At 50.2% G+C, this 22,779-nt stretch carries 22 protein-coding genes and 1 riboswitch; of the genes, 10 read left to right on the top strand and 12 right to left on the bottom strand.

The features are described 5' to 3' along the window. Window positions 1-61 precede the first annotated feature (61 nt). Genes AC5JO6_RS07220 through AC5JO6_RS07210 form a run of 3 tightly spaced genes read left to right on the top strand, consistent with a single transcriptional unit; the run spans window position 62 to window position 2,114 of the window. Window positions 62-289, top strand: coding sequence for a hypothetical protein (locus tag AC5JO6_RS07220; protein WP_496080378.1), 228 nt, complete (start codon window positions 62-64; stop codon window positions 287-289). Then, on the top strand, window positions 279-713 hold the full coding sequence (locus tag AC5JO6_RS07215; protein ID WP_496080377.1) for a putative toxin-antitoxin system toxin component, PIN family: 435 nt from the start codon (window positions 279-281) through the stop codon (window positions 711-713). Before AC5JO6_RS07220 ends, AC5JO6_RS07215 begins: the two co-directional genes overlap by 11 nt. 39 nt (window positions 714-752) lie before the next feature. Continuing rightward, the gene (locus AC5JO6_RS07210; protein WP_496080376.1) at window positions 753-2,114 is read left to right on the top strand and encodes an FMN-binding glutamate synthase family protein; all 1,362 of its coding nucleotides are present in this window, start codon (window positions 753-755) and stop codon (window positions 2,112-2,114) included. 128 nt (window positions 2,115-2,242) lie between these two features. On the opposite strand, the gene hpf is transcribed toward AC5JO6_RS07210, so the two are convergent. After that, a complete protein-coding gene (hpf, locus tag AC5JO6_RS07205; RefSeq protein WP_496080375.1) occupies window positions 2,243-2,914 on the bottom strand; it encodes a ribosome hibernation-promoting factor, HPF/YfiA family in 672 nt (223 codons plus the stop codon). A gap of 175 nt (window positions 2,915-3,089) precedes the next feature. On the opposite strand from hpf, the gene lipB reads away from it, so the two are divergent. After that, window positions 3,090-3,842, top strand: coding sequence for a lipoyl(octanoyl) transferase LipB (gene lipB, locus AC5JO6_RS07200; RefSeq protein WP_496080374.1), 753 nt, complete (start codon window positions 3,090-3,092; stop codon window positions 3,840-3,842). On the opposite strand, the gene AC5JO6_RS07195 is transcribed toward lipB, so the two are convergent. Both AC5JO6_RS07195 and AC5JO6_RS07190 read right to left on the bottom strand, forming a co-directional pair. Then, complete coding sequence (locus AC5JO6_RS07195; RefSeq protein ID WP_496080373.1) at window positions 3,793-4,173, bottom strand: hypothetical protein; 381 nt, start codon at window positions 4,171-4,173, stop codon at window positions 3,793-3,795. The genes lipB and AC5JO6_RS07195 overlap by 50 nt on opposite strands. A gap of 370 nt (window positions 4,174-4,543) precedes the next feature. Beyond that, complete coding sequence (locus AC5JO6_RS07190; RefSeq protein WP_496080372.1) at window positions 4,544-5,419, bottom strand: alpha/beta fold hydrolase; 876 nt, start codon at window positions 5,417-5,419, stop codon at window positions 4,544-4,546. Between the two features lie 958 nt (window positions 5,420-6,377). Here AC5JO6_RS07190 and AC5JO6_RS07185 point away from each other — a divergent pair. Further along, entirely contained in the window at window positions 6,378-7,640 is a 1,263-nt protein-coding gene (locus tag AC5JO6_RS07185) for a septal ring lytic transglycosylase RlpA family protein (RefSeq protein ID WP_496080371.1), read from the top strand. A 225-nt stretch (window positions 7,641-7,865) separates the two neighbouring features. Here AC5JO6_RS07185 and AC5JO6_RS07180 read toward each other — a convergent pair whose 3' ends face one another. The 3 genes from AC5JO6_RS07180 to argF all read right to left on the bottom strand — a co-directional run bounded on the left by AC5JO6_RS07180 (window position 7,866) and on the right by argF (window position 10,747). Next, complete coding sequence (locus tag AC5JO6_RS07180) at window positions 7,866-9,098, bottom strand: class I SAM-dependent methyltransferase (RefSeq protein ID WP_496080370.1); 1,233 nt, start codon at window positions 9,096-9,098, stop codon at window positions 7,866-7,868. 133 nt (window positions 9,099-9,231) lie between these two features. After that, on the bottom strand, window positions 9,232-9,432 hold the full coding sequence (locus AC5JO6_RS07175) for a hypothetical protein (RefSeq protein ID WP_496080369.1): 201 nt from the start codon (window positions 9,430-9,432) through the stop codon (window positions 9,232-9,234). Window positions 9,433-9,826: 394 nt separating this feature from the next. After that, window positions 9,827-10,747, bottom strand: coding sequence for an ornithine carbamoyltransferase (gene argF / locus AC5JO6_RS07170; protein ID WP_496080368.1), 921 nt, complete (start codon window positions 10,745-10,747; stop codon window positions 9,827-9,829). Window positions 10,748-11,311: 564 nt separating this feature from the next. Between argF and AC5JO6_RS07165 the strand changes: the two genes are divergently transcribed. After that, complete coding sequence (locus tag AC5JO6_RS07165) at window positions 11,312-11,689, top strand: hypothetical protein (protein ID WP_496080367.1); 378 nt, start codon at window positions 11,312-11,314, stop codon at window positions 11,687-11,689. Window positions 11,690-11,917: 228 nt separating this feature from the next. Continuing rightward, a riboswitch (Glutamine riboswitch) is annotated at window positions 11,918-11,965 on the top strand. Window positions 11,966-11,998: 33 nt separating this feature from the next. Continuing rightward, window positions 11,999-12,418, top strand: a complete 420-nt coding sequence (locus AC5JO6_RS07160; protein WP_496080366.1) for a hypothetical protein — start codon at window positions 11,999-12,001, stop codon at window positions 12,416-12,418. 33 nt (window positions 12,419-12,451) lie between these two features. Here the strand turns inward: AC5JO6_RS07160 and AC5JO6_RS07155 are convergent, their stop codons facing one another. After that, a complete protein-coding gene (locus tag AC5JO6_RS07155; RefSeq protein WP_496080365.1) occupies window positions 12,452-13,123 on the bottom strand; it encodes a potassium channel family protein in 672 nt (223 codons plus the stop codon). A gap of 157 nt (window positions 13,124-13,280) precedes the next feature. After that, entirely contained in the window at window positions 13,281-14,564 is a 1,284-nt protein-coding gene (locus AC5JO6_RS07150) for a DUF58 domain-containing protein (RefSeq protein ID WP_496080364.1), read from the bottom strand. A 256-nt stretch (window positions 14,565-14,820) separates the two neighbouring features. On the opposite strand from AC5JO6_RS07150, the gene AC5JO6_RS07145 reads away from it, so the two are divergent. After that, window positions 14,821-16,023 carry a type IV pilus twitching motility protein PilT gene (locus AC5JO6_RS07145; RefSeq protein ID WP_496080363.1) on the top strand — a complete coding sequence of 401 codons (1,203 nt, stop codon included), beginning with the start codon at window positions 14,821-14,823 and terminating at the stop codon, window positions 16,021-16,023. Between the two features lie 74 nt (window positions 16,024-16,097). On the opposite strand, the gene typA is transcribed toward AC5JO6_RS07145, so the two are convergent. The 3 genes from typA to AC5JO6_RS07130 form a co-directional block, all read right to left on the bottom strand. Further along, window positions 16,098-17,897 carry a translational GTPase TypA gene (typA, locus tag AC5JO6_RS07140; protein ID WP_496080362.1) on the bottom strand — a complete coding sequence of 600 codons (1,800 nt, stop codon included), beginning with the start codon at window positions 17,895-17,897 and terminating at the stop codon, window positions 16,098-16,100. Window positions 17,898-18,146: 249 nt separating this feature from the next. After that, window positions 18,147-18,992, bottom strand: a complete 846-nt coding sequence (locus tag AC5JO6_RS07135) for a Uma2 family endonuclease (RefSeq protein WP_496080361.1) — start codon at window positions 18,990-18,992, stop codon at window positions 18,147-18,149. A 33-nt stretch (window positions 18,993-19,025) separates the two neighbouring features. After that, on the bottom strand, window positions 19,026-19,937 hold the full coding sequence (locus AC5JO6_RS07130; protein WP_496080360.1) for a DNA adenine methylase: 912 nt from the start codon (window positions 19,935-19,937) through the stop codon (window positions 19,026-19,028). Between the two features lie 55 nt (window positions 19,938-19,992). Between AC5JO6_RS07130 and hisIE the strand changes: the two genes are divergently transcribed. Further along, a complete protein-coding gene (hisIE, locus tag AC5JO6_RS07125; RefSeq protein ID WP_496080436.1) occupies window positions 19,993-20,625 on the top strand; it encodes a bifunctional phosphoribosyl-AMP cyclohydrolase/phosphoribosyl-ATP diphosphatase HisIE in 633 nt (210 codons plus the stop codon). Between the two features lie 52 nt (window positions 20,626-20,677). On the opposite strand, the gene AC5JO6_RS07120 is transcribed toward hisIE, so the two are convergent. Beyond that, window positions 20,678-21,922: an MFS transporter gene (locus AC5JO6_RS07120; RefSeq protein ID WP_496080359.1), complete on the bottom strand. Its 1,245-nt coding sequence runs from the start codon at window positions 21,920-21,922 to the stop codon at window positions 20,678-20,680. Window positions 21,923-22,170: 248 nt separating this feature from the next. Between AC5JO6_RS07120 and AC5JO6_RS07115 the strand changes: the two genes are divergently transcribed. Then, window positions 22,171-22,614 (top strand): Rrf2 family transcriptional regulator, encoded by a 444-nt coding sequence (locus AC5JO6_RS07115; protein ID WP_496080358.1) that lies wholly within the window; start codon window positions 22,171-22,173, stop codon window positions 22,612-22,614. Window positions 22,615-22,779 lie beyond the last annotated feature (165 nt).

Raw genomic sequence — 22,779 nt, 5'->3', positions numbered from 1 at the left:
TCGTTGAGTAAGCTGTAGACAAGATTATTGAAGCAATCAACCGAAAAACAGGAGTAGAACAATGGAAACCAGACCGATTACAATTCAGGTTGATGTTGAAACAGCACGAATGTTTGAAGCGCTGCCAGAGGAGCAACGGTATAAGTTAGAGGTACTACTGAGCCTGAAACTGAGCGAAGCTACTCGTCAAAGAAAACCACTTGAAACAGTCATGACGGAAATTAGCGATCGAGCACAAAGCCGAGGCTTGACTCCAGAGATTTTAAACTCGCTTTTACATGAGCAATAAAGTCCGCTATATTCTGGATACGAACCTGATCATTAGTGCATTACTGTTCAAAAATAGTACGCCTGCAAAAGCATTTCGATACACCTTGAATCATGGTGAAGTCCTTTCGTCGCTTGAATTGTTAGAAGAATTGAGCGAGGTACTTGGGCGGGGTAAATTCGATCGCTATGTGACCAGCGAAGAGCGAGAAGAGTTTTTAGAAAGTTTGATAGAGCGGATAGTACTGATCCAACCAGTTGAAACGGTGCAAGTATGCCGTGACCCAAAAGATGACATGGTTTTGTCGCTGGCTTTAAGTGGAAAAGCCAATTACATCATTAGCGGCGACAACGACCTCCTTGTTCTAAATCCATTTCGCAACATAAAGATTGTGACGGCAGAAGATTTTTTGCTGGGATCTGAGGAAGCCGAAGAAAATTCATAAAAAACGATTAATACATTCTTCGTGGTGAACTGTGACGCTATGAACACACAAAATTCTCAATCCCCTCAACCCATCTCTCGTGAGACATCCTGGGGCTACGACAGCCGCATGATTAGCTACATTCAAAACGCAGCCGCACACGGTCTTTACGAAATTCGTGGGTTGGGTGCCAAGCGTCGGTTGCCTCACTTTGATGATTTGGTGTTTCTCGGTTCATCTCTCTCGCGCTATCCATTAGAAGGCTATCGAGAAAAATGTACGACCAAAACCATTCTGGGCACTCGATACGCTACAAAACCCATTGAGTTGGAGATTCCCATCACGATCGCAGGCATGAGTTTCGGTTCCCTCTCCGCCAACGTGAAAGAAGCATTGGGGCTTGCCGCAACCGCAGTGGGCACTTCGACTACGACAGGCGATGGCGGCATGACTCCCGAAGAACGGCTGTCGTCCAAGACGTTGATTTATCAGTGTTTACCCTCCCGTTATGGGTTCAATCCCGATGATGTGAGAAAGGCAGATGCTATCGAAATCGTCATTGGGCAGGGCGCAAAACCGGGTGGTGGTGGGATGCTGCTGGGGCAGAAAATCAATCCACGGGTGGCAAAGATGCGAACCTTACCTGAAGGGATAGATCAGCGCTCTGCCTGCCGTCATCCTGACTGGACAGGACCCGACGACCTCACCATCAAAATTCAGGAATTGCGGGAACTGACCGATTGGGAAAAACCCATCTATGTGAAAGTAGGAGCCTCGCGTACCTTTAATGATGTGAAACTAGCGGTGCATTCCGGTGCCGATGTAATCGTCGTTGATGGCATGCAGGGTGGGACGGCTGCAACCCAATCGGTGTTTATTGAACATGTGGGCATTCCCACTCTCGCAGCCGTGCGTCAGGCAGTGGATGCTCTCGAAGATTTAGACATGAAAGGGAAGGTGCAACTCATTGTTTCTGGTGGGATTCGCACAGGAGCCGATGTGGCAAAAGCGATCGCAATGGGTGCCGATGCTGTTTCCCTTGGGCAAGGCATTCTCATTGCATTGGGTTGCAACGGCGAAACCTATATCCAGCAGGGCGAACACCACTCAGCGGTAGAGGATTATGCGGCGATCGGCACTGCTCCCGGTTACTGCCACCATTGCCATACCGGAAAGTGTCCCGTTGGTGTCACCACTCAGGACGAGGTTCTAGAAAAACGGTTGGAACCAGAAGTGGGTGCGCGGCGAGTGGAAAACTATCTCAAAACGTTGAATATGGAACTGACCACGATCGCCCGTGCTTGCGGCAAGCAAAACATCCATCATTTAGAACGGGAAGATCTGGTTGCCCTCACCGTTGAAGCGGCTGCAATGGCGCGTTTACCTCTAGCGGGAACGTCCTGGATTCCGGGGTGGCAGTGAGAAGTCAGAAGTCAGAGATTTCGATCACGGTTCTACGTCATGCAAAAACCCGCCTTCGTTGGGACAACTGCTTAACGGCAGCGATCGAGTGAAGGCGGGTTAGGTAAACTTATGACTATAGCTATGGCTTAGGCATGGGTGGCTTGAGGAACATACTCATACTCGCTGCTATGCCCATTAGTGTCGTCATGATGTGCGGTCTTACCGTTCTTGCCGTTGGTGTGCCCATTGCCCTTACGCGGTTGAATCACGCCATAGCCACCATGATTACGCTCATAGATGACGTTAATTTCGCCCGTTTCGCTGTTTAAGAACATGTAGAAATCGTGATCGACCAGTTCTAGCTGTTCCAACGCTTCCTGTGTGGTCATCGGAGGCATGGCGAAGTACTTGGTGCGTAACACCTGGCTGGGTAACGTGGGCGATCGGTCTTGCAATAGATCAGGCGCGACGGGTTGATCGCTCAACACCTCTACTGTTTTCACGGGAGCCTGACTCTGTGCCTGACGTTTCTCCTTATATTTACGAAGCTGGCGGCTAATCTTATCGGCAACTAAATCGATACTGGCGTACAGGCTCTCGCTACCTTCTTCAGCGCGGACGATCGAACCGTTAACATAAATTGTCACCTCAGCCGTCTGTTTAGAGTTGATGCGAGGATTTTTGGCAACAGATAAATGGACATCCACTTCAGTCGTGAGGCTTTGATAATGGCTGACCGCCTTTTCGATCTTGCTAGTCACGTATTCACGTAACGAGTCCGTAATTTCGATGTTTTTGCCCTGGATAACAAGCTTCATAAACGAGCTTCCTTCCCTGAACGAATGGGTAATGAATTAACCCTAGCACTTTGTATTGTGCACGACAGCGCCCGTTAGAATGTTTTGCAAGCCTTGACAATTCTTGACTAGAACATCCTTCATAAAAGGCAAAATTGCGTTGGAACCCCCTTGATTTTTTTGCGAGTTTAAACCAGTGATTCAAGGTACTGCTAGAGAATTTCTGCCCGATCGCGATCGCTCAACTCGTCGTGTTTGCCAGCTTGATCAGAAGGGTATTATTCCATACAAAACTGCCTGGGCATGGCAGCGATCGCGGGTGAACGATCGTCGTCAAAATCCCCACCTTGATGATGTCTTGCTTCTGCTGGAACACCCGCCAACCTATACGCTGGGGCAGGGTGCGAGTCTCGCCTTTCTTAAATTTGACCCCGCACAAACAGAATGGGATCTGCATCGGGTCGAACGCGGCGGTGAAGTCACTTATCACTGCCCTGGTCAGCTAGTTGGCTACCCCATTTTGAACCTGACTTACTATCAGAAAGATTTGCACTGGTACTTACGCCAGCTAGAAGAAGTGCTGATCCGCGTGTTAGCAAATTACAACTTGCAGGGCGATCGCCTTCCAGGTTTGACGGGCGTATGGATAGAGGATCGCAAAGTCGCCGCGATCGGCATTAAAGTGAGCCGTTGGATCACGATGCACGGCTTTGCACTGAATATTTGTCCCGATCTCAGTGGGTTCGATCGCATTGTGCCCTGTGGCATCCCCGATAAACCCATTGGCAGTCTGGAGCAATTTATCCCAGGCATTCAGTTTGAAGAGGTACGAGAGCAGGTGGCGATCGTGTTTGCTGAAGTCTTCCAGGTCACGTTGGTGACACATCAGCAACCAGATTTCACGATCGCTGCGGCACCAAAGCCTCCACAATCCCCACAAGACGGGTGATATTTTGCTCCTGCCGTTTTGCCGTTTCAGATTGTTGCTGCGCTAATTCTTTAGTTTCAGATTGCTGTTGCGCTAACTCTTTAAGGTCAACCTCCACAATCCCCACAAGACGGGTGATATTTTGCTCCTGCCGTTTTGCCGTTTCAGATTGTTGCTGCGCCAATTCTTTGAGTTCGGCAAACCCTGTAGTCACAACCTCAGTCAAATACCCAATTTGATCAGTCAGTAAGTCAATCTTCTGATTCTGTTGCTTGTTCGATTGTTGCAGTTCAGCCGTCGATTGTTGCAGTTCAGCCGTCGATTGTTGCAGTTCAGCCGTCGACTGAACCAAAACAGTCAGTAACTGTTGCGTTGTAGAATTTCCGCCCGCATCGTTCATAGCCTGGTATTGACCGAATTTTGGTATTGACTGAATTTTTTAGAGTTTAACCTGAATCGTTTAAAGAAGCGGCACTGACGGCATCACACTCCAAACAGCCCACCAGCCATCTTCATGCGTCATTCTACGGTTGGAGGCTTTTCTGGCATTGCTGAATCAAACTATGAATCTGCCCTCATCCCCAACCCTTCTCCCCAAGGAGAAGGGAGCTAGAATTCTTGTCCCCTCTCCTTTTGGGAGAGGGCTAGGGTGAGGGCGAATCTTGCAATTCATGTCGCCATTCAGCAACGCCGCTTTTCTAATACTTAATTGTCTTGTTCTGCTATTGTCTCAAAAACGACAACAACTCACGGTTCACCGTTTGCGGCGCTTCCTGCTGAATCCAGTGCCCACAGTGAGGCACAAGCGTCAGCCGAAACGGGGCTTTAATCAGTTGGTCAAGCTCTTTAACTAAGTTTTGGCTCAACAAAGAATCTTCTTCACCCCACAGCACGAGCGTTGGTGCGGTCACCAGATTAGGCGTACGTCCAAAATCTTTCAGCCAACTCCAGGGCGAAAACATTTGGCGATAGTAGTTAAGGGCAGCAGAGAGTGCGCCTGGTTTCTCTAGCGCCGATTGATAAAGCTTCGTCTCCTCATTTGAGAAGGCACCCTTGCGGACTGCTTGTCCCTGAAGAAGATTGTTGAGAAACTCCTTCAAATTTTGCTGAATGAGCCACTCTGGAACCCCAGGCACCTGAAAAGCAAGCACATACCAGCTTCGGCGAAGTTGATCCAGGTTGCTCACCATCTCTTGTAGAAAACGTTGCGGTGGTGCAGCATTCAAGATCGCCAAACGGTTGAGATACTGAGGAAACTTTTGTGCCAAATGCCACGCGATCGTCCCACCCCAGTCATGCCCCACAATGTGAGCACGGGCATACCCTAAACTTTCAATCAGCCCTTGAATATCAGCGCTAAGTGTATCGAGATCGTACCCACTGGAAGGTTTGTCCGATTCGTTATAGCCGCGTAAATCGGGCACCACGACTTTAAAGTGACGGGCAAGTGCAGGTATTTGAAAGCGCCAGGAGTACCAGAACTCTGGAAACCCGTGTAGAAGCAGCACCAGTTCACCTTCCCCTTGCGTGACGTAGTGCAGGCGAATACGATTGGTTTCAACAAAATGATGTTGCCATTCAGAAGACAGCGCAGTCATAAGAAGAGGTTGCTTAGGGACGATCGACTTGGATTAGAACAAGGTTAACGAGATAGCAGTGTCAGTAATAACCTCTATAAACCTATATAGAAAGAAACTATTTTTTACAACCGTTGACACACAAACGGTCTTTTACAGAATATCATTTGGTTGCTTCGGTAGCCATGCGTGATTACCGCTACAGCAGTAGTGGCACGATCGCACAACAAACCCGCAGCTTCAAGCCAACAGCCTCAACGTAGCGCCCTAAACTGGGTATGGTTGGCGCACAGCGTCTCAAGCAAGTATAAAAAACTCGCAACGCTAAACAAAGAAACCAGGTGTACTGATACCAGTATTAGCCTGTTCACTGAAGTAGGTTGAGCTGTGAATACAGTACGGAACAGCAAAGCGGCATTCATACCCTTGCTGAGGCGCTGAACTCAGTCAACATGAAGCCATTCAACGCGAACAGGTTTAAGGATTCTCTCGCAACTAGCAGACATCCAGACTTTGGGTCAAGAGCGGCTGGCTAGGCAGCACTAGCCTGTTAATCGTCAGTACTTTGCAGTACAGCGATCGCCTCGGATCTCGCTGCCGTACTACAGCAATATTGGTTTCTCTAGCTCTAACACCCAAAGTCTTTCTACCTTCCCGTAACTCATCCTCCAATTGGGTGATTTAAGTCACAAATTTGTGAAGCTAACGTGAAGTTTTGATGAAGCGCCTCAAAGTGCGTAAAACGGCAAAACGTCCTTTGATACTTACTTTGCTTGCTCTATGTATCCCTAAAGCATTCGCTAGATTTGGGGCTGTCTGTTAGATCCCTGATCCCCAAAGTAAAAAGTTCGTGATAGTCTGTTGCAGTTCTTTAGAGCAGGAGTAAACGCGGAACAAGTACGAGCTATGAGAGATGTCAACCGGGAGATTTTCGACCAACTTAGATCTCGCTTGACATATGCCCTTCACACATGGATGTATGAATCAAAATGTTATCAGTGGTTTAACTGCCACCCTGTTTATGACAACGCTCGGTCTACCACTATCTAGCCGCGCCGACCAGACCGCAGTTAACCAGGTTGCTGAGGCTAACCTTAGTCAAGACTCTCACCAGTCTGCACCATCCGAACCGACTCCGGGTGAGATGGCAAAAAAAGCTAGTAAACAGCTTCCTCATGCTGCTATTGGAACCAGTGAAGCATCTGCTTTCAATCCACCACAAACTCCAGACTTGAAGCTCACACATGCAGTCGTCAAACTCGGTGAACAGCAGCCTCAAGCAATCAATACCGTTACTGCTGAGCGTGAAGCGATTGCCAAGGTACAGTCACACAGCCTGGCAGGGCGTAAGGCAGCCACCCTTTATGTACGCAATATACCGATCTTGACGTTTACTGGTTCTAGCAAAACAGTGACGACCAGAGTCAAGATGGGAAGCCGACAACTTATTTCCACTGGAGCGGCTACCGCGATCGCAAGCGCTAAAGCCCTTGAAGAATCTAGCGCTACTGACACGTCCCAAGCAGCAACGCCAGAACGCTTAACCCAAACTGCTAACGCAGCCCAGGCAGATGCTGCCCTTTCTCAAAGCGATCCGGTCTTGAGAGCCGCCGCGATCGCTGCCAAGATTAATCAACTAAACCGCGAAGGCGTGGATGCCAAAACCATTACCGTCAGTTGGAAGGCGCAATCTGGGCAATCAGCCCCCACAGGCGAAAGGTACATCATCAAAGCGAACAAAACCCTGATTGCTGTGGTTGATGCTGGCACTGTGCTATCAGGTTCTACCCGCAACCTGGAAACAGATGCGCTGCAAGCAACCAATCGCTTGCGGCGGCTACTGGGCAATGCGTCCCCACTCTCCAGCGTCTCTGGCAAACCAAATGGCTGGTCTCAGGCTGCGGTAGGTTCGATTCGGCAGCGGCTCAGCGGCTTGGCATCCTGGTATGGTCCGGGTTTCCACGGTAACCCCAGTGCTAGCGGTGAGCGATTCAACCAAAACGCGATGACCGCAGCGCACAGAACGCTCCCTTTTGGGACACAGGTGCGTGTAACTAATGTGGATAACGGTCAATCGGTGGTTGTGCGGATTAATGATCGGGGTCCCTTTTCTGGCGATCGCGTCATCGACTTATCTACCGCCGCTGCCCGTGTGCTGGGTTTAGTGCAATCCGGTGTTGCCCCGGTGAGGCTGGATGTCTTAGACAACAGCCCTAGAGCCGTAAACGCTTCTGGCAACTAAAGAACATCAGCACAGAGCGGTCAAAAAACAGGGGTGTCGGTTCCAGTCACCACTAAGATTAGGTTGAAAGCCAAGCCCTTCGTTCATCAGACGATTCGATTCCGTGCACGACAAAGCGGGCGAAATTTGTCCTATTGCTTGGCGACTATTTAGTGAATGCTGCATCACAACGCTGATTGTTTACTTGCTTCGACCGTTGTGCTTTCTGAGTTGTGTTTTCTCAGACTAACCTAACGACCCGCTCAACCCTTTCAGCCGATAGACACTTTCTGAACTGGTTAGCCCTTTGGACTGTACTAACACACCAAAGCCTCCCAAACCCATCGGGTTAATGAGCAGATGTAAAGCATTGCGCTGCTGGAGTATGGCTTGTATTGTCAGCGTATCGCTGGCAGTGGTTTGGCTAAGAGCAACAATGCGATCGCCCAAACCCAATGCCATCAGAAAAAGGCTTTGCTGGGTTAAACCGATCGTACTTAGTCCAGAAATTTCACCTTGTCGTTCTAGGGCAGTGAAATCAACGTGGGCAGTGATATCTTGCCGCCCAACATGAATGTATGGGTTTGAATGGTGTGTGTGCTGGTAGTAACACTGTAACGTGCCCTCTGTGCGAGTGAGGCTGTAGTAACAAGCGCTTGTATAACCGTAGTCGATCGTCAAAACATAGCCCCTTTGAAGGCGGTCTGCAACCAGATGCATCCAATCCAGGGCGGCTAAATTGACTTCACTACGGTACCCATCGGGATAAGATCGAGCGGCTAAATCAATGCCTACCAGCTCAAAATAGTTTACTAGACCTGGTGTTGACAATGAGCCGCTTACCTCGTCAAACTGAATAGGTTCTTTCTCCCTGTCCGTCTCGCCATGAAGTGTGGTGACATACAGCTCTTGCAATTGCCCCGACATCAGCGTCACTTGATGCACTGGAAATGCATCCACCAACTCATTTGAGAAAAAGCAGCCAGTGATGGAGTGCGGGGGAATAGCTTCAAGGCTACGCCAATGTAGCCGGATGCCGCTGTCCGCTAATGCTTTCAACTGTCGCTGCTGCTCGGCGATGAGTGCAGCAGCGCGCTCAACAATAATATATTCGAGCGATCGCAGAAACTCAGGATATTGACGCTGCAGGTAGCGCAGGATGTCACCCGCTAGCAATCCCTGTCCGGCACCCATTTCAACCAGTGTAAAGTGGGCTGGACGCTGTAGAATGTCCCACATTTGGACAAATTGTTCAGCTAACAATTCACCAAAATCTGCACCCAAGTGGGGTGATGTAAAAAAGTCGCCGCTGGCACCAATCACGGTAGCGTTAGTAGCATAGTATCCATGCTCTGGATGGTACAATGCCAGCTCCATGTAGTCAGCAAAGGTTAGGCGTTGTTGAGAACTCTCGGCAATCCGTCGGGCAATCAAATTACCGAGAGTTGAGTGACTGTCTTGCTCATCCAATCCTGCCATAACCACCACTGATAGCGGTCTTTATTTTGACACAGGCGAGCACAACAGTATGGAAGCGCTGTCGATCGCACACAGCATTTACATCGATTCAATTGTTCCAACACCACCCTCCCAAAGCGTTACGAATGAAACATTACGCTTCAGCTTGAGTAGCAAAGCTGCCCTCTCCAGAATCAAAGGTAATAGCGAACTGAGAGTAAGGCTGAGACTGTATTAAAACCTTCAGATAGGCTTCAGCGTCAGGACGACGACGAAACCGAATAATCGTGAGATGCTTTAAGTTGGGTAGGAGCTTGTGAATCACCCAGGGAGTCAGTTGCTGTTGATAACTCATCGTTTTCGTTCCGTGGCTAATGGTTTATGAGTGACAGATGTGTTTATCACCTAGAGAAGCCATTAAGCTAAGCGATACACTCAAAATGTGCTAGGCGGTACACTTAAATGTAGAGCGAAGCTCCAGGCAAACGCTGTATATAGCGTTGTTCTCTCAGTGTTACTACTATAGATAGCGGCTAACACTTTAAACTGCAAAGCATTTTACAAAATGAGATATTTTTAACCGTCACGGCATTAAAGTGGGCGATCGCAGACCATCTTGCTTCAGGTCATCCCAAGCGATTTTCAGCGCAAGACACGTCTCGCTCTGGACAACCAAAAACTAAAGTGCCCCCCAAAAATGTCCTTCTGTAGACCAAATACACTGTTGGGTCTACACCCGCCCTTTTGACTCAGGCGATTCCCAACAAACTTGCTAGCAGTGCTTTCTGCGCGTGCATCCGGTTTTCGGCTTGATCCCAGACGCGAGATTGGGGTCCTTCGATTACAGCGTCAGTGATTTCCTCACCGCGATGGGCAGGCAGGCAGTGGAGCACGATCGCCTCTTTAGCAGCATGGCTGAGCAGTACCTCGCTAACCTGATAAGGCTGAAAAATGGGAATGCGAGTTTCTGCTAACGCTTCTTGCCCCATGCTTGCCCAGACATCAGTGTAAACAACCTGAGCACCATTGATCGCGACGATCGGATCGGTTGTAACGATGATTTCAGTTTTACCATTAGCGATCGCCTCTGCCTTCTGCACAACCACATCTAGCGGACGATACTCTGGCGGTGAGGCAATACGCACATTGATACCTGCCATCGCGCAGCCCAGCATGAGGGAATGCGCCATATTGTTCCCGTCTCCCATATATGCCAGGGTAAGACCAGACAATGAGTTGAAAGACTCCTGTATCGTTTGTAGATCAGCCAGAACCTGACAGGGATGTTCCAGATCGGTGAGGGCATTGATGATCGGAATGGTGGCATAGCGGGCGAAGGCTTCGAGGTCATGCTGGTCGAACGTGCGAATTGCCAGAATGTCGAGGTAGCGATCGAGCACTCGTGCGGTGTCAGAGATTGGTTCTCCGCGCCCCACTTGCGTCACATTGGGGTTTAAGTCCAACACTTGTCCACCCAGTTGATACATGGCGGCTGTAAAGCTAACACGGGTGCGGGTAGACGCTTTGTAGAACAACAGTCCCAGGATTTTCTCGCACTTCGGCTTTAGCGTTCCTGCCTTCAGCTGAGCTGCCAACTGCAAAATTTCCTGTAGTTCTTCTCTCGTCAGATCTGCCAAACTCAGCAAATCGCGTCCTTTCAATGCCCCCATTGCACTTCACTCTCCAAGATTTTCCTCAAAACCCTATCAGATCTGTCTCCGTTCGCCTAGCTGTCTGAGCAGGAAAGATCGTTAGCAGGCAAAACCGATCGAGTACTCCAGCTCTCGTCTATTTATAAGTAATTTATAAGTAGGAAGGTTCAATTAAATATAAAATCTGCGTCGGATGGGTATAGCCTTCGGCATTCAAGAAAAGCGAAGCGTAACCCATGCTGCTAAAGGTTTTGATGCGTTACGGCTATGCCTAACACATCCTACGTTTAATTTCACCCAGCTACTTAGCTGTCGCCACAGAGCTTGGGATAGTGGGATCAAAAGGGTGTAGGAGCGTTGCCCCAGCCAGCTTTCGACCTGAGCGCTCAAGCCGAAGGGGGTTCCACCCCTCCCTGCACCCCGTTCTTACCAGGATGCCTAGAGGTATAGAATCAAAATGTCAACAAACGTTGAAACTGTAGCTTTCAATACAGAAAAAATCTTATAGTTGTAAATGTAGAGATTTTAGTCTCTGCGTCAACTGTACATTTTCGGAACACTATTACTCGGAACACTATTACTATGACTAATGCACTTCATCTCCACAACCGCCGCACCCTGGAGAAGCACCAAGACAGCATCATGGCTTCTCTGAACCACCGTCTAGCGATCGCCAGAGCAACCAACAACGCCAATCTGGTCGTGCTGTTAGAGCAAGAAAAACGGCAGGTTGAACCAAAAACGCCGCTTGATGTTGCCTTGGGTGGCAACTGGTGGCAAACACTGACTCAGTATCTTACAGACAAGATTTTTGGTGGTTCGGCTCTGCAAGTAGTTGAAATTGCGGACGGGCGCGATCGCTGGTGGGTTGCCTCTGATCCCCAGACTGGTCAAGTGGTGTATGCAGATTCCGAAGCAGAACTCCGACTTTGGATTGAAGAAAACTACCAGGGCAAATAAGTAACATTTGATTGTTACTCAGGGATCCAAGAGATTCAGAAAATTTAGACACTCTTTTGCCCAGCTTGATGTTTCTGCAAAAAGATAAAATCGTTCATCTCTCCGCTTAAAACCAACAGTTAGGCAAGCCGTAGCAATCTTAGCTCAGGTCTGTGGGGTGTATGGGTTGTAGAGGTTATGGAACACTTCTGCAATGCTTTTGCATCGCACGCTAAACAAACTGCTGTATCCGTTCAAGGAGGGACGGAAGTAGGGAAAGCCCCGAAGGAACGCGCTTCATGTACTCAAGAGACTTTATGGAGCGTTGTGATGAAATCGCAATGGCAAGCTTACAAAGAACTAGAACTGCTTCCAGACATCGTAGAACCGCAGACGATTCATTCTCCGCTGATCGGCTATCTAGATCGGTGGTGGCGATCGCTGCTAAACCGTCGGTCTAGCAGTCTGGATTACGAGAATCAAGTGGAATATCTGGAGCGACGTTTAAAGCTTCTGTGTGAGCGATCGACCGCACGTACCCACGTTTGGCAAACACTCTGGCGCTTGCTCAACCAACCGCTTGGGTTTGGTCCCTACCGATCCACACAGGCTGAACCGGAAGTGCGGCAGACACTCGATCAAACGGGGCAAACCTGGTGGACAGTCTATGATCCACTCACTGGACAAACAGCCTACCTGGAATCTGAAGCAGAAGTCCAGATCTGGCTTGAAGAGCGTCTTTACCATTAGTGCCCTTGTGTGAGTCTGTGCCTCAATCGGTGTTTAACCTTCAATAAAGTCAATCATCTCGCGCATTGAACCCGGTTTGGTGACCACAAGGATGGTTGAACCTGCCTCCAGTACTGTGTTGCCATTGGGGATCGCAAGAGCCATTTGCGGATGCGGCTGGTAGCCAATGATGAGTGAACCAGATGGAAAGCGACGATCCTGGGCGATTTCTGCCACGCTGCGATCGACCACATTGCACTTCTCAGGGATAGCGAGTTTCAGTACCTCAATCTGCCCCTGCTCAAAGTGCATCATGGATTCTACTTGGGGGTACTCGATCGCGTTCGCCATCGTTGACACTGCCAGGTCGATCGCGTTAACGATGTGCGTTGCACCAGCAATGCGATAGGGTTCAGCAAAGTCTCGATGCCGCATTCTGGCGAGAATATGGTGAACACCATTGTGCTTTGCCAGCATGATCATCGCCAGGTTTAAAGCATCGTTGCGTAAGACTGCTGCCAGTGCATCTGCCTTGCGAACACCAGCTTCGAGCAGCACTTCTGTATTTACCGCACTGCCTTCAAACGCCATGACACCTAGCTGTTCGCGGGCATAACGACAGGCGATCGGGTCAATATCGATCATCGCTACCGTATGTCCTAAATCGAGTAACCGCTGCGCTAACCCCAGTCCAACTAAGCCCGCGCCCCCAATCAATACGTACATTTTGAATTGCCTTTCTCTTTGAATTGCCTTTCTCAATGAGAGGGCGATGAAGCGGTGCGATCGATCGCGGCATCAAGAGTGATCAGTGGCTCGATCACAAAGCTCAAGCTTGCATTCGTCTCCATCAGCCAGTTTACAACCATAGCGCGACTCCCCCTTATCTGCTCTGAAGTTGCGTCCCCAAGGCTTTTTGAAGCTGTAGCTGTAGCGATTGATCAGGTTGCATTAACAAACCTAGACTATCTAAGACTGGCTGCTCCTGTTGTGCGCTTGTCCATAGCAACCAACGACTGCCGGGCGGCAAGGTCGCCAAACCAAGAGAATTCTGAGTGAGCCAAAGCAGGGGCGCATCTGGTAGCCGATCGGCTCGGACATCTTCGCCCGCCTGCACGGCTGCCAAGGCTTCGAGTACGGCTTGACTGCCCTGGATCATGCCTGTGCCTGCTGTCCACACTTTGACGTTAAGCTTGCGGTGCAGTGCATAGAAGTAAAGAGAGGCGGCTGCGATAACCGCTTGCTCAAACGGTTCGGCTACCTCTGAACCACCGTAGGTTTGCCAGGGCATCGCGCTATCCAGGTAAATGATAAGCTCTTGCTCACTGGTCAAGGTTTCCAGCTCACGCACTCGCAGTTCACCGTAGCGGGCACTAGTACGCCAGTGGACAAAGCGGATAGGATCGCCCCAACGATAGGGACGCAGCGATCGTGTTAAGCCTTCACTGGCAGTGTGAGCACGGCGATCGCGGCTAAACAATACATCCGCGTTACGACCCATTTCATCAATCAACGGGCACTGCGTCAGCGGTAAGACGGTCGGATAGACAACCGCGATCGCCGGGACTGTTTGCGATCGACGACACCAAAACAGCCCCAACGGTGCAGCCGTTCTCACGTTAACGGTTTGCCAGCGGTAGATACCACGACGTTGCACGGTCTGGTGATAACACCAGTGATGGGTGCTGTGTGGTGCAATCGTTTCGATCGCCGCTGATACGATCGGAGCCATCACAAAAGGGAGTAGATCCTGTATCTGAATCAAGGTCTTCGGTTGTTTGGTCGTATTCGCCAAAATCAACTCAACGGTTAGTGGCTCGCCAACGCTCACAGGATTAATGAGGCGACGTTGAATCTGGATGCCACGTAGCGTGCGTTCGGGTAAAATCGCTGCAATTGCCAGCAGTGCGAAACTAATCCCGCTGATGACATAAAGCCAACCCGCCAGCGTATTTGTTGCAGAAACGAAGAAAAAGAGCGCCAGACTGCTCAACAGCCAGCCACTATAAGCAGGCGTGACCCAGTGGGATTCTAGCCAGTCAGCAATTTGTTTTGCAGTATTCATCAAAATTGCTACGCTAGACGCACTCAAGTTAAAGTAAGTTTTTAGCTGGTTGAACGCAAGCAAATTAGAGCATTGCAGGTAGATAGAGGTTAAACCGGACATTCCAGTAGCTGCAATCGCTTCTTTACTCTTAGGTGTGACGACTTAATCTAGTAACAAAAGTACTAAAAAGACGGATCACTGAGAGGTTACTCGATACAATGAGTGGATATTTGTCAGGCGTGCTAGTAAAGACTCAGTTTGTATTGGCGAGATTGCTAGCCATCTCTAGGCTAGCTTACCCAAACTGCAATAAGTTGAACTGAATTGAGCCAGTATGATGGCTCTGCATAACGAAAGACCTACCAGAGAGATACCAATGTCCGGCTCACCCGCACCCCGCCCCCACGATCAAGCACCAAGCGCACCGCCGCCACCGCCCCTTTCAATGGCTGTGCAAGGGCGATCCAAAGAGACTAGTTCGATCGAACAGATGGTTCGTGATGCCCATGCCAGACAGGCTTCTGACATTCATATTCGCATTGGTGAATTGCCTAGATTCCGCGTCCGAGGGCAGATGGTACAGCCACGGGATCAGTTGAAGGTCACGCCTGAAGTCTTTGAAGCCTATCTCGCCGAAATTTTATCGCCTAAGCAGCAGCAAGAATTTGAGCACAATAAGGAACTGGATACCGCTATTTTCTATCCAGGCTTTCTGCGCTGTCGGGTGAACTGCTTTGAGACGCTAACGGGTGGCGCGATCGTGCTGCGACTGATCTCGCTTGAAGTGCCGTCGATCGAGGGGTTGGGTTTGCCAGAAGTCCTGAAGTATTTAGTGAGCCAACCGCAGGGCTTGATTCTCATTACGGGACCAACTGGGTCAGGGAAGTCAACCACGCTAGCGGCAATGTTGCGTCACTTGAATGAAAGCATGACGAGGCACGTCGTCACCATTGAAGACCCTATTGAGTATGTTCATCCGTCGCAGAAGTGTCTGATTAGTCAGCGGGAAGTAGGGCTGCATACCCACGAATTTAATCAGGCACTAAGGGCTGTACTGCGGGAAGATCCAGATGTCATCCTCATTGGGGAAATGCGCGATCGCACGACCGTTGAGACTGCCCTCAAAGCGGCTCAAACAGGTCACTTAGTTTTAGGAACGCTGCATACTCGGAATGCAATCAATTCTCTTAATCGTCTACTGAACATCTACAACCCCGATGAGCAGCCAGCCATGCGGGTGCAGATTACTGAATCATTGGTGGCGATCGTCGCGCAGCAGTTAATCCCGACCACCGATGGACGACGTACAGCCGTCCACGAAATCTTGATCAACACACCAGCCATGCAAGATTACTTGCTGAAAGGTCAAGAAACGGATGCGTTCCAACTGATGGAAACCGATACCAACCAGGGGATGCAGGTGATGAACCAGGCGCTTTGCGATCTCGTACTGCTGGGCAAAATTAGCCCCGACGATGCCGTGAGAGCGTCTCCCGATGCAGGCGATCTCCGACGACGAGTGCGAAATGAGGGCTTTGACCCGGCGCGATCGTCTAATCGTGAATTTAATCACGCGTAAGCAAGAAAGGCTAAAGGATGAAGTATGAGGGCTAAAAAGAATTGCTTTTATACTTTATCCTTTAGCCTTTATACTTACTTTCTTCCTGCCATCTTCTTTACCTTATCAACTTTCCGCAGGCGGATTGACTGAGGCGTAATTTCGAGCAGCTCGTCAGAACCGATGTACTCTAGAGCACGCTCAAGGCTCATATCGACCGGAGCCTGTAGTTGCACCAGTTCTTCGCCACCAGAGGCGCGGTGGTTGGTCAACTGCTTACTCTTGCAGATGTTGAGTTCCAGATCCTGGTTGCGGTTGTGTTCGCCCACAATCATGCCTTTATAAACGCGAGTGCCAGGAATGATAAAGAACACACCCCGGTCTTCGGCATTCTGCATGGCATAAACGGTAGAAACGCCTTCCTCAAAGGAAATCAGCACTCCATTGCGCCGGGTTTCAATCTCGCCGCTAATAGCACGGTACTCCAGGAAACTGTGGTTCATGATGCCAGCACCACGAGTCAGGCGCATAAATTCACCCCGGAAGCCAATCAGCCCTCGTGCGGGAACGACAAATTCCAGTTGCGTCCGATTGGCAACACCCACCTGCATATCTTGCATTTCGCCCTTGCGCTGACCGAGCCGCTCAATACAGCTACCCACGGCTTCTTCGGGTATATCCAAAACCAAGGTTTCAAACGGTTCACGGGGCTGACCGTTGACTTCGCGGTAAATCACCTGTGGCTGCGACACCTGAAACTCGTAGCCTTCACGTCGCATGGTCTCAATTAAGATGCCCAGGTGGAGTTCACCCCGTCCAGACACCAGAAACTTGTCGGGCGAGTCGGTTTCTTCGACGCGAAGAGCTACGTTTGTTTCCAATTCGCGGAAGAGCCGATCGCGCACCTGTCGAGATGTGACTAACTTGCCTTCCTGTCCGGCAAAGGGCGAGTCATTGACCGAGAAGGTCATCTGCAACGTGGGTTCATCGACTTTGATCAGCGGTAATGCTTGTGGATCGTTGGGATCAGTAATCGTTTCACCAATGTTGGCGTTGGCAAAGCCTGCGACTGCCACGAGATTGCCTGCGGATGCCGATTCGATATCGATTCGCTTCAGCCCCTCAAAGCCCATAAGCTTGGAGACTTTGGTTTTGACGATCGCGCCACTTTCCGTCACCAGCGCGGCTTGCTGTCCGGCTCGAATCGTGCCGTTGTGGATTTTGCCAATCACGATGCGACCGAGGTAGTCGGAGTAATCGAGCGTGGTCACCTGTAGCTGCAAAGGCTTTTCGGGATCGCCAACGGGTGGTGGCACATGGCGCAAGAAGGCATTAAACAGCGGCTGCATATCCACCGACTCGTCTTCCAGCTTATCCTTCGCAAAGCCAGCGAGACCGGATGCAAACAGATAGGGAAACTCGCACTGATCGTCATCCGCACCAAGCTCAAGGAACAGATCCAGCACTTTATCGACAGCCGTGTGGGGATTGGCGCGTTCGCGATCGATTTTATTGACAAGGACGATCGGGCGTAAACCTTTCTCTAACGCTTTTTTCAGCACAAAGCGCGTCTGTGGCATCGGTCCTTCGTTGGCATCCACAATGAGAAGGCAGCCATCCACCATGCCCAGCACCCGTTCGACTTCACCACCGAAGTCAGCGTGTCCGGGTGTATCCACAATATTGATCAGGGTATCTTTGTAGCGCACTGCCGTATTTTTCGACAGAATTGTAATGCCTCGCTCCCGCTCCAAGTCGTTGGAATCCATCACGCAGTCTGGAACCTCTTCTCCTTCACGAAAGGTGCCTGCCTGCTTCAAGAGCGCATCCACAAGGGTGGTTTTGCCGTGGTCAACGTGAGCAATGATCGCAACGTTGCGAATAGGGAGAGTCATAACGGGTTCCGTAGGGAGGGGATATCGAAAGGGACGTGAGACAAGAACTGATGGACTAAGAGCTGAGAGCGCTGAATATGCATCATCCAGCTTAACGGACTGTTTGCTGAGCTGAGCGATGCAGCCTTTGGGACAGCGTTAGGCACTTCTTTCAAAAGCTTTCCCAAAAAGTCGCGTCAAATCTGGTAAAGAAGCCTTAACAATTCTATCTTAGCTGTTGGCGTAACAAAGGAGTGTAAGAAGCTTCGTTTAGAGAGAATCTGGGTTGATGCCCTGCGATCGCAAATACTCTGCCAATCTCTCTGCCCGCTGGCGTTCTTCCTCTGCCCGCTGGCGTTCTTGCTCTGCCCGTTGGTATTCCTGTTCTGCCCGTTGGCTTTCCTGCTCCGCTCGTTGGCTTTCCTGCTCCGCTCGCTGGCGCTCTTGCTCAATCTGCTCGACTGCCCAGGGTAACAAATTTCCGGCTTCATCCCACCAGCGTAGCCAGTAGCCTGTGCGTTCTTCTTTTGCACCCTGCCAAATGCCTAAAAATAGCCCCATCTCAGCCAGCCAGACGCGATTCTCTGGCGTTGGGGGTTGCAGTTCATACCGTCCTGCGGTTAGCTGATGTACTTCCAGCAGTCCCTCGGCTGGCTCAAAAATCACGTAAACCGGAATTTTGAGGATTTGTTCGTAGAAAAACCATTTTCCGGGCGGAAAGGTGCGCTTCACCGAATATTCGCCGCCGTCTTTGTGAGACAAAAACTCCATCACCACGATCGGCGTTGCCCCTTGTAGATTGGGCGTGTAGCTGCGACGATCGGCTTCTAGCGTTGATACAGAGGGCACATAAACCCAATCGGGTGCTTTGATGACCAGATCGCCATTCACGGTTGCACACAGCCCAAAGTTAGACGCAATGAGCATCTCTGGCTGAATGAACCCAGCTAACTCAAGAGACTCACGGAGCGCCCCTGCCAGCAGCGGTTGACCTGTATTTTCCACGGGTTCATCATCTAAAGGCACGTCGTCGGGTAACGCTTCCCAGGTGACGATTGGCGCTACTGCCTGAGTGACAGGTGTTTGGGTAATGGGCGCACCTGGAGTAGTAACCATAGCCTGACCAAACGCAACTGGAGTCCTCTAATTTTAGCTGGAATAGGGTGGTGTTGCGATCGTCCCTAACTCGACTGGTAATGACTGATCAATACTGACGGAGAAACCCGGTTTGATGAGTAGCGCTTCTGCGATCGCTCCACGCAGCTTTTCTCTAGACCCGACATGATAGAAATGCTGACAAACGCGCATCTCTAAACCTGACCAGCATTCTTGAATATGGCTGTTTTGACGATGCTGATTTTCAAGCCACATGGACACGGCGAAACCACAGGAAAGCTGTTTTGTTACTATCGCTAATGTTTCCGCTTCTGCTTGATTCCAGGCATTGTAATAATCGGTATGGCGACCGATATAGGGCGGATCGAGATAGATGAAATCATCCGATCGCGCTTCAGCCAGCGTTTCTTGCCAGTTTGCAACCCGAAATTCCCAATCTTTGCCTTCTATTTGCTTGGCGATCCAGTCAACTTGATTGGCAATTTTGGTGATGTAGCTTTGGGCAAAGCGCTGCGGTTTGCGACAAAAAGGAACATTAAAACCACCTTTACTGTTGAATCGCATTAAACCATTGAAACAAGCGCGGTTGAGAAAGAGGAAGTCTAGCGGTGAAGCAAACTGGTTGAAGCGATCGCGCACTTCATAGTAGTAATCAGCTCCAAACTTAAGAAGCTGATCCCCTTGTTCTTGTAAGAATTCGCATACTATTTTTCGATCGATCTCACCACTCTGAATACCTTGATAAAACGCAATAATATGCTGATTACTATCAGTTAATAAGGCGCGTTTGGGTGCTAAATTAAATGCCACAACACCTGACCCTAAAAAGGGTTCAATCCATCGAGATTCTACTACTTCAACCCATTGAATTTGACTCAAAATGAAGGGCACAAGCTTTGTTTTAATGCCCTGACACTTAATGGGTGGAACTTTAACCTGCATCATTGGGATACCAACAGTCGGTAAGATGAAGACATCGACTATAGGGGCGTTTGAGACAATGGCTTTACAGCAATCAGTTCCGGTAGAAACGATTCGCTACGACGATCGCGGTTTGGTTCCGGCAATTGTACAGGATTACCTGGACGGCACCGTGCTGATGATGGCATGGATGAATCGGGACTCGTTGCAAAAAACGCTGGACACGGGCGAAACCTGGTTCTGGAGTCGATCGCGTCAGGCATTCTGGCACAAAGGCGAAACCTCTGGGCATTTTCAGAAGGTTCACTCGATTCGTTATGACTGCGATAGCGATGCCCTGCTGGTTGGAGTCGAGCAGATCGGTGAAATTGCCTGCCATACCGGAGAGCGAAGTTGCTTTCATCGCCTGAATGGTTCAGTTTCAGCGCCGCCTGCCGATATGCTGTCGCAGGTCTTTGAGGTGATTTGCGATCGCCGCGATCGTCCCTCCGAAAGCTCCTACACCTCGAAGCTACTGGCGGATGGAGACAATAAGATTCTCAAAAAAATTGGTGAAGAAACGGCTGAAGTGGTGATGGCATGTAAAGATGACGACCCGGACGCGATCGCGGGTGAAGTGGCTGATCTGTTCTACCATACGCTCGTTGCACTGGCTCACCACAACGTCGATCTAAAAGCGGTTTATCGCAAACTGCAAGAGCGACGACGCTGAGGCATTACGCCACCAGATCCCCGACTTCTTGAAGAAGTCGGGGATCTCGATCTCAATGCTTTGACTGTTTCATCACGCGATCGAGTTCCTGCAAAACCAGAATGACGATACCAACACTGAGCGTTAACCCAAGCCACAAACTGTGGGCAACAAACGGTGATTGATCCAACGCCCAACCGCCCAATGGTGGACCAATGAACGAGCCGATCGCCCAGCACTGCGAATTAACTGCCAGGTAAACGCCACGCAGAGACTCTGGTGCCAGTTCAACCGTGATTGATGACGCTGATGGCATATAGGCAACCGTTGCCAGCGCCAATACACCTAATGCCAGGATTGCCCACAGCAAATGATATGAGGAGACAACGCCCGTCACCCATACCAGTACAAAGCCCACACCCCACAGTATGGCAGACAGCGTGAGTCCCCACGCGCGGCTAAAACGGTTAAGCAGTCGGGCTGCGGGTAATTGGCAGAGGACAGACACAACCATGTGCCAGGTGAATAGAGCACTCAGAGTCGGTGGCGAGAAGCCACCGGGCAAATCAGCGAGAAAATTCGTGAAGTACAGCGGCATCGTGCTGTTGATCTGAACCAGATAGGTTGTAAACAGCACATTGGCAACGGCATAGGTGAGCAAACGACGATCGCGCAATGCCTGCTGCCAGTCCCTGATCGCTCTATGTTCCCCTGTCGCTTGATGAGACTCGGCGATCGCCCAATACACCACCGCAAACAGCACCAAAAACGAGACGGCATCAATGACAAACAGCGCTCGATAGGCACCCGTTGCACCAACCAACAATCCACCGAGCACAACACCCAAACCTAAGCCTAGACTGTCGCTCAGGCGCGTCAACGCAAACGCCTCATTACGTTGTGCGGGTGCCGTTAAATCCGCTACCATCGCCTCATTCGCGGGCCAATACAAGCCAATGCCTAAGCCCATCAGCAAATTGCCTGCCACGAAGACCGGAAAATCGCTGGAGATGGCAAGGACGATCGAGGCGATCGCGGACACGATCGCAGACAGCAGCAGCGTTCGTCGTCGTCCCCAGAACTGCGAATCGGCAAACGACCCACCTAACAAACGACCCACCACGCCTGAAATCGACGCACTGCCCAAGCCAATGCCAACTTGTGTCGCCGATAAGCCCACCTGATTAACGAAAAAGATCGGCGCGTAGAACAGCGTGAATCCTGATCCTGTCTGAGATAGCAACCGTCCCGCTGCCAGAACCCAAACCTGATAGTTCAAATTGGGTAGCCAGGACGATAGCTTGGATTTGCGAGGCATGAAGCAGGCACCTTAGACGAGGGGCAACCTCAAGTTTGCCTGATCTGGTGCTGGAGTGAGCGACTTGCTTCAGTCGATGCTGTCGATGCAACTGTCAAGCTAAAGAATGGGAGAGTTAAAAGTTAAAAGGCTAAAGGCTAAAGGCTGAAGGATGAAAGTTTGGTCAGTGGTCAGTCACCAGTGGTTAGCATTAACTCAAAACTTTCTCCCCTCACTCCTCTCTTCTCACTCCTCACTCCTCTCTTCTCATGAAATTAACGACTCGCGGACATTACAGTGTGAAAGCGCTACTCGATCTAACCTTGCAACCGGGGTATGGTCCGGCATCGGTGAAAGCGATCGCGCATCGTCAAGACCTTCCCGCGCCCTACCTCGAAAAATTGCTTATCGAACTGCGCCGCGCTGGACTGGTGCAATCCATGCGTGGCGTACAGGGCGGCTATCAACTTGCCCGATCGCCTGCCAGCATTTCTTTAGGACAAATTCTGGAAGCCGTTGGTGAAAGCGTTGACCCGCTTCCTCGCCATGCCCCTGATGGCTCACAGGCAGAAGATTGGGTTACGTTCACCGTTTGGAATCGTCTCCACCAAAAGCTCAAAGAAGCGCTCTACAGCATCTCGCTAGAAGATTTGTACTTCGATGCTCGTAGTTGGCAGGCGGCACAAGGGGAAGAGACGAGCTTTGTTGTGTAGAAATTTTGTTTAGAAAAAGTACTGACGTTAGCCTTATGACGAGTTTATGTTAGAGACTAAAAGCTTAGAGGATGTTTTAAAAGTCCAGATGCGTGTAGCTCTGGCGACTAAAGTCGCGGCTACACGCACAAAACCTGCCTACGCAGGTTATAAAACCCTTACTCT

Source organism: Tildeniella sp. (assembly GCF_059505325.1).
The sequence above is the reverse complement of the archived record's forward strand: the minus strand, read 5'-3'. Positions and strand labels throughout refer to the sequence as shown.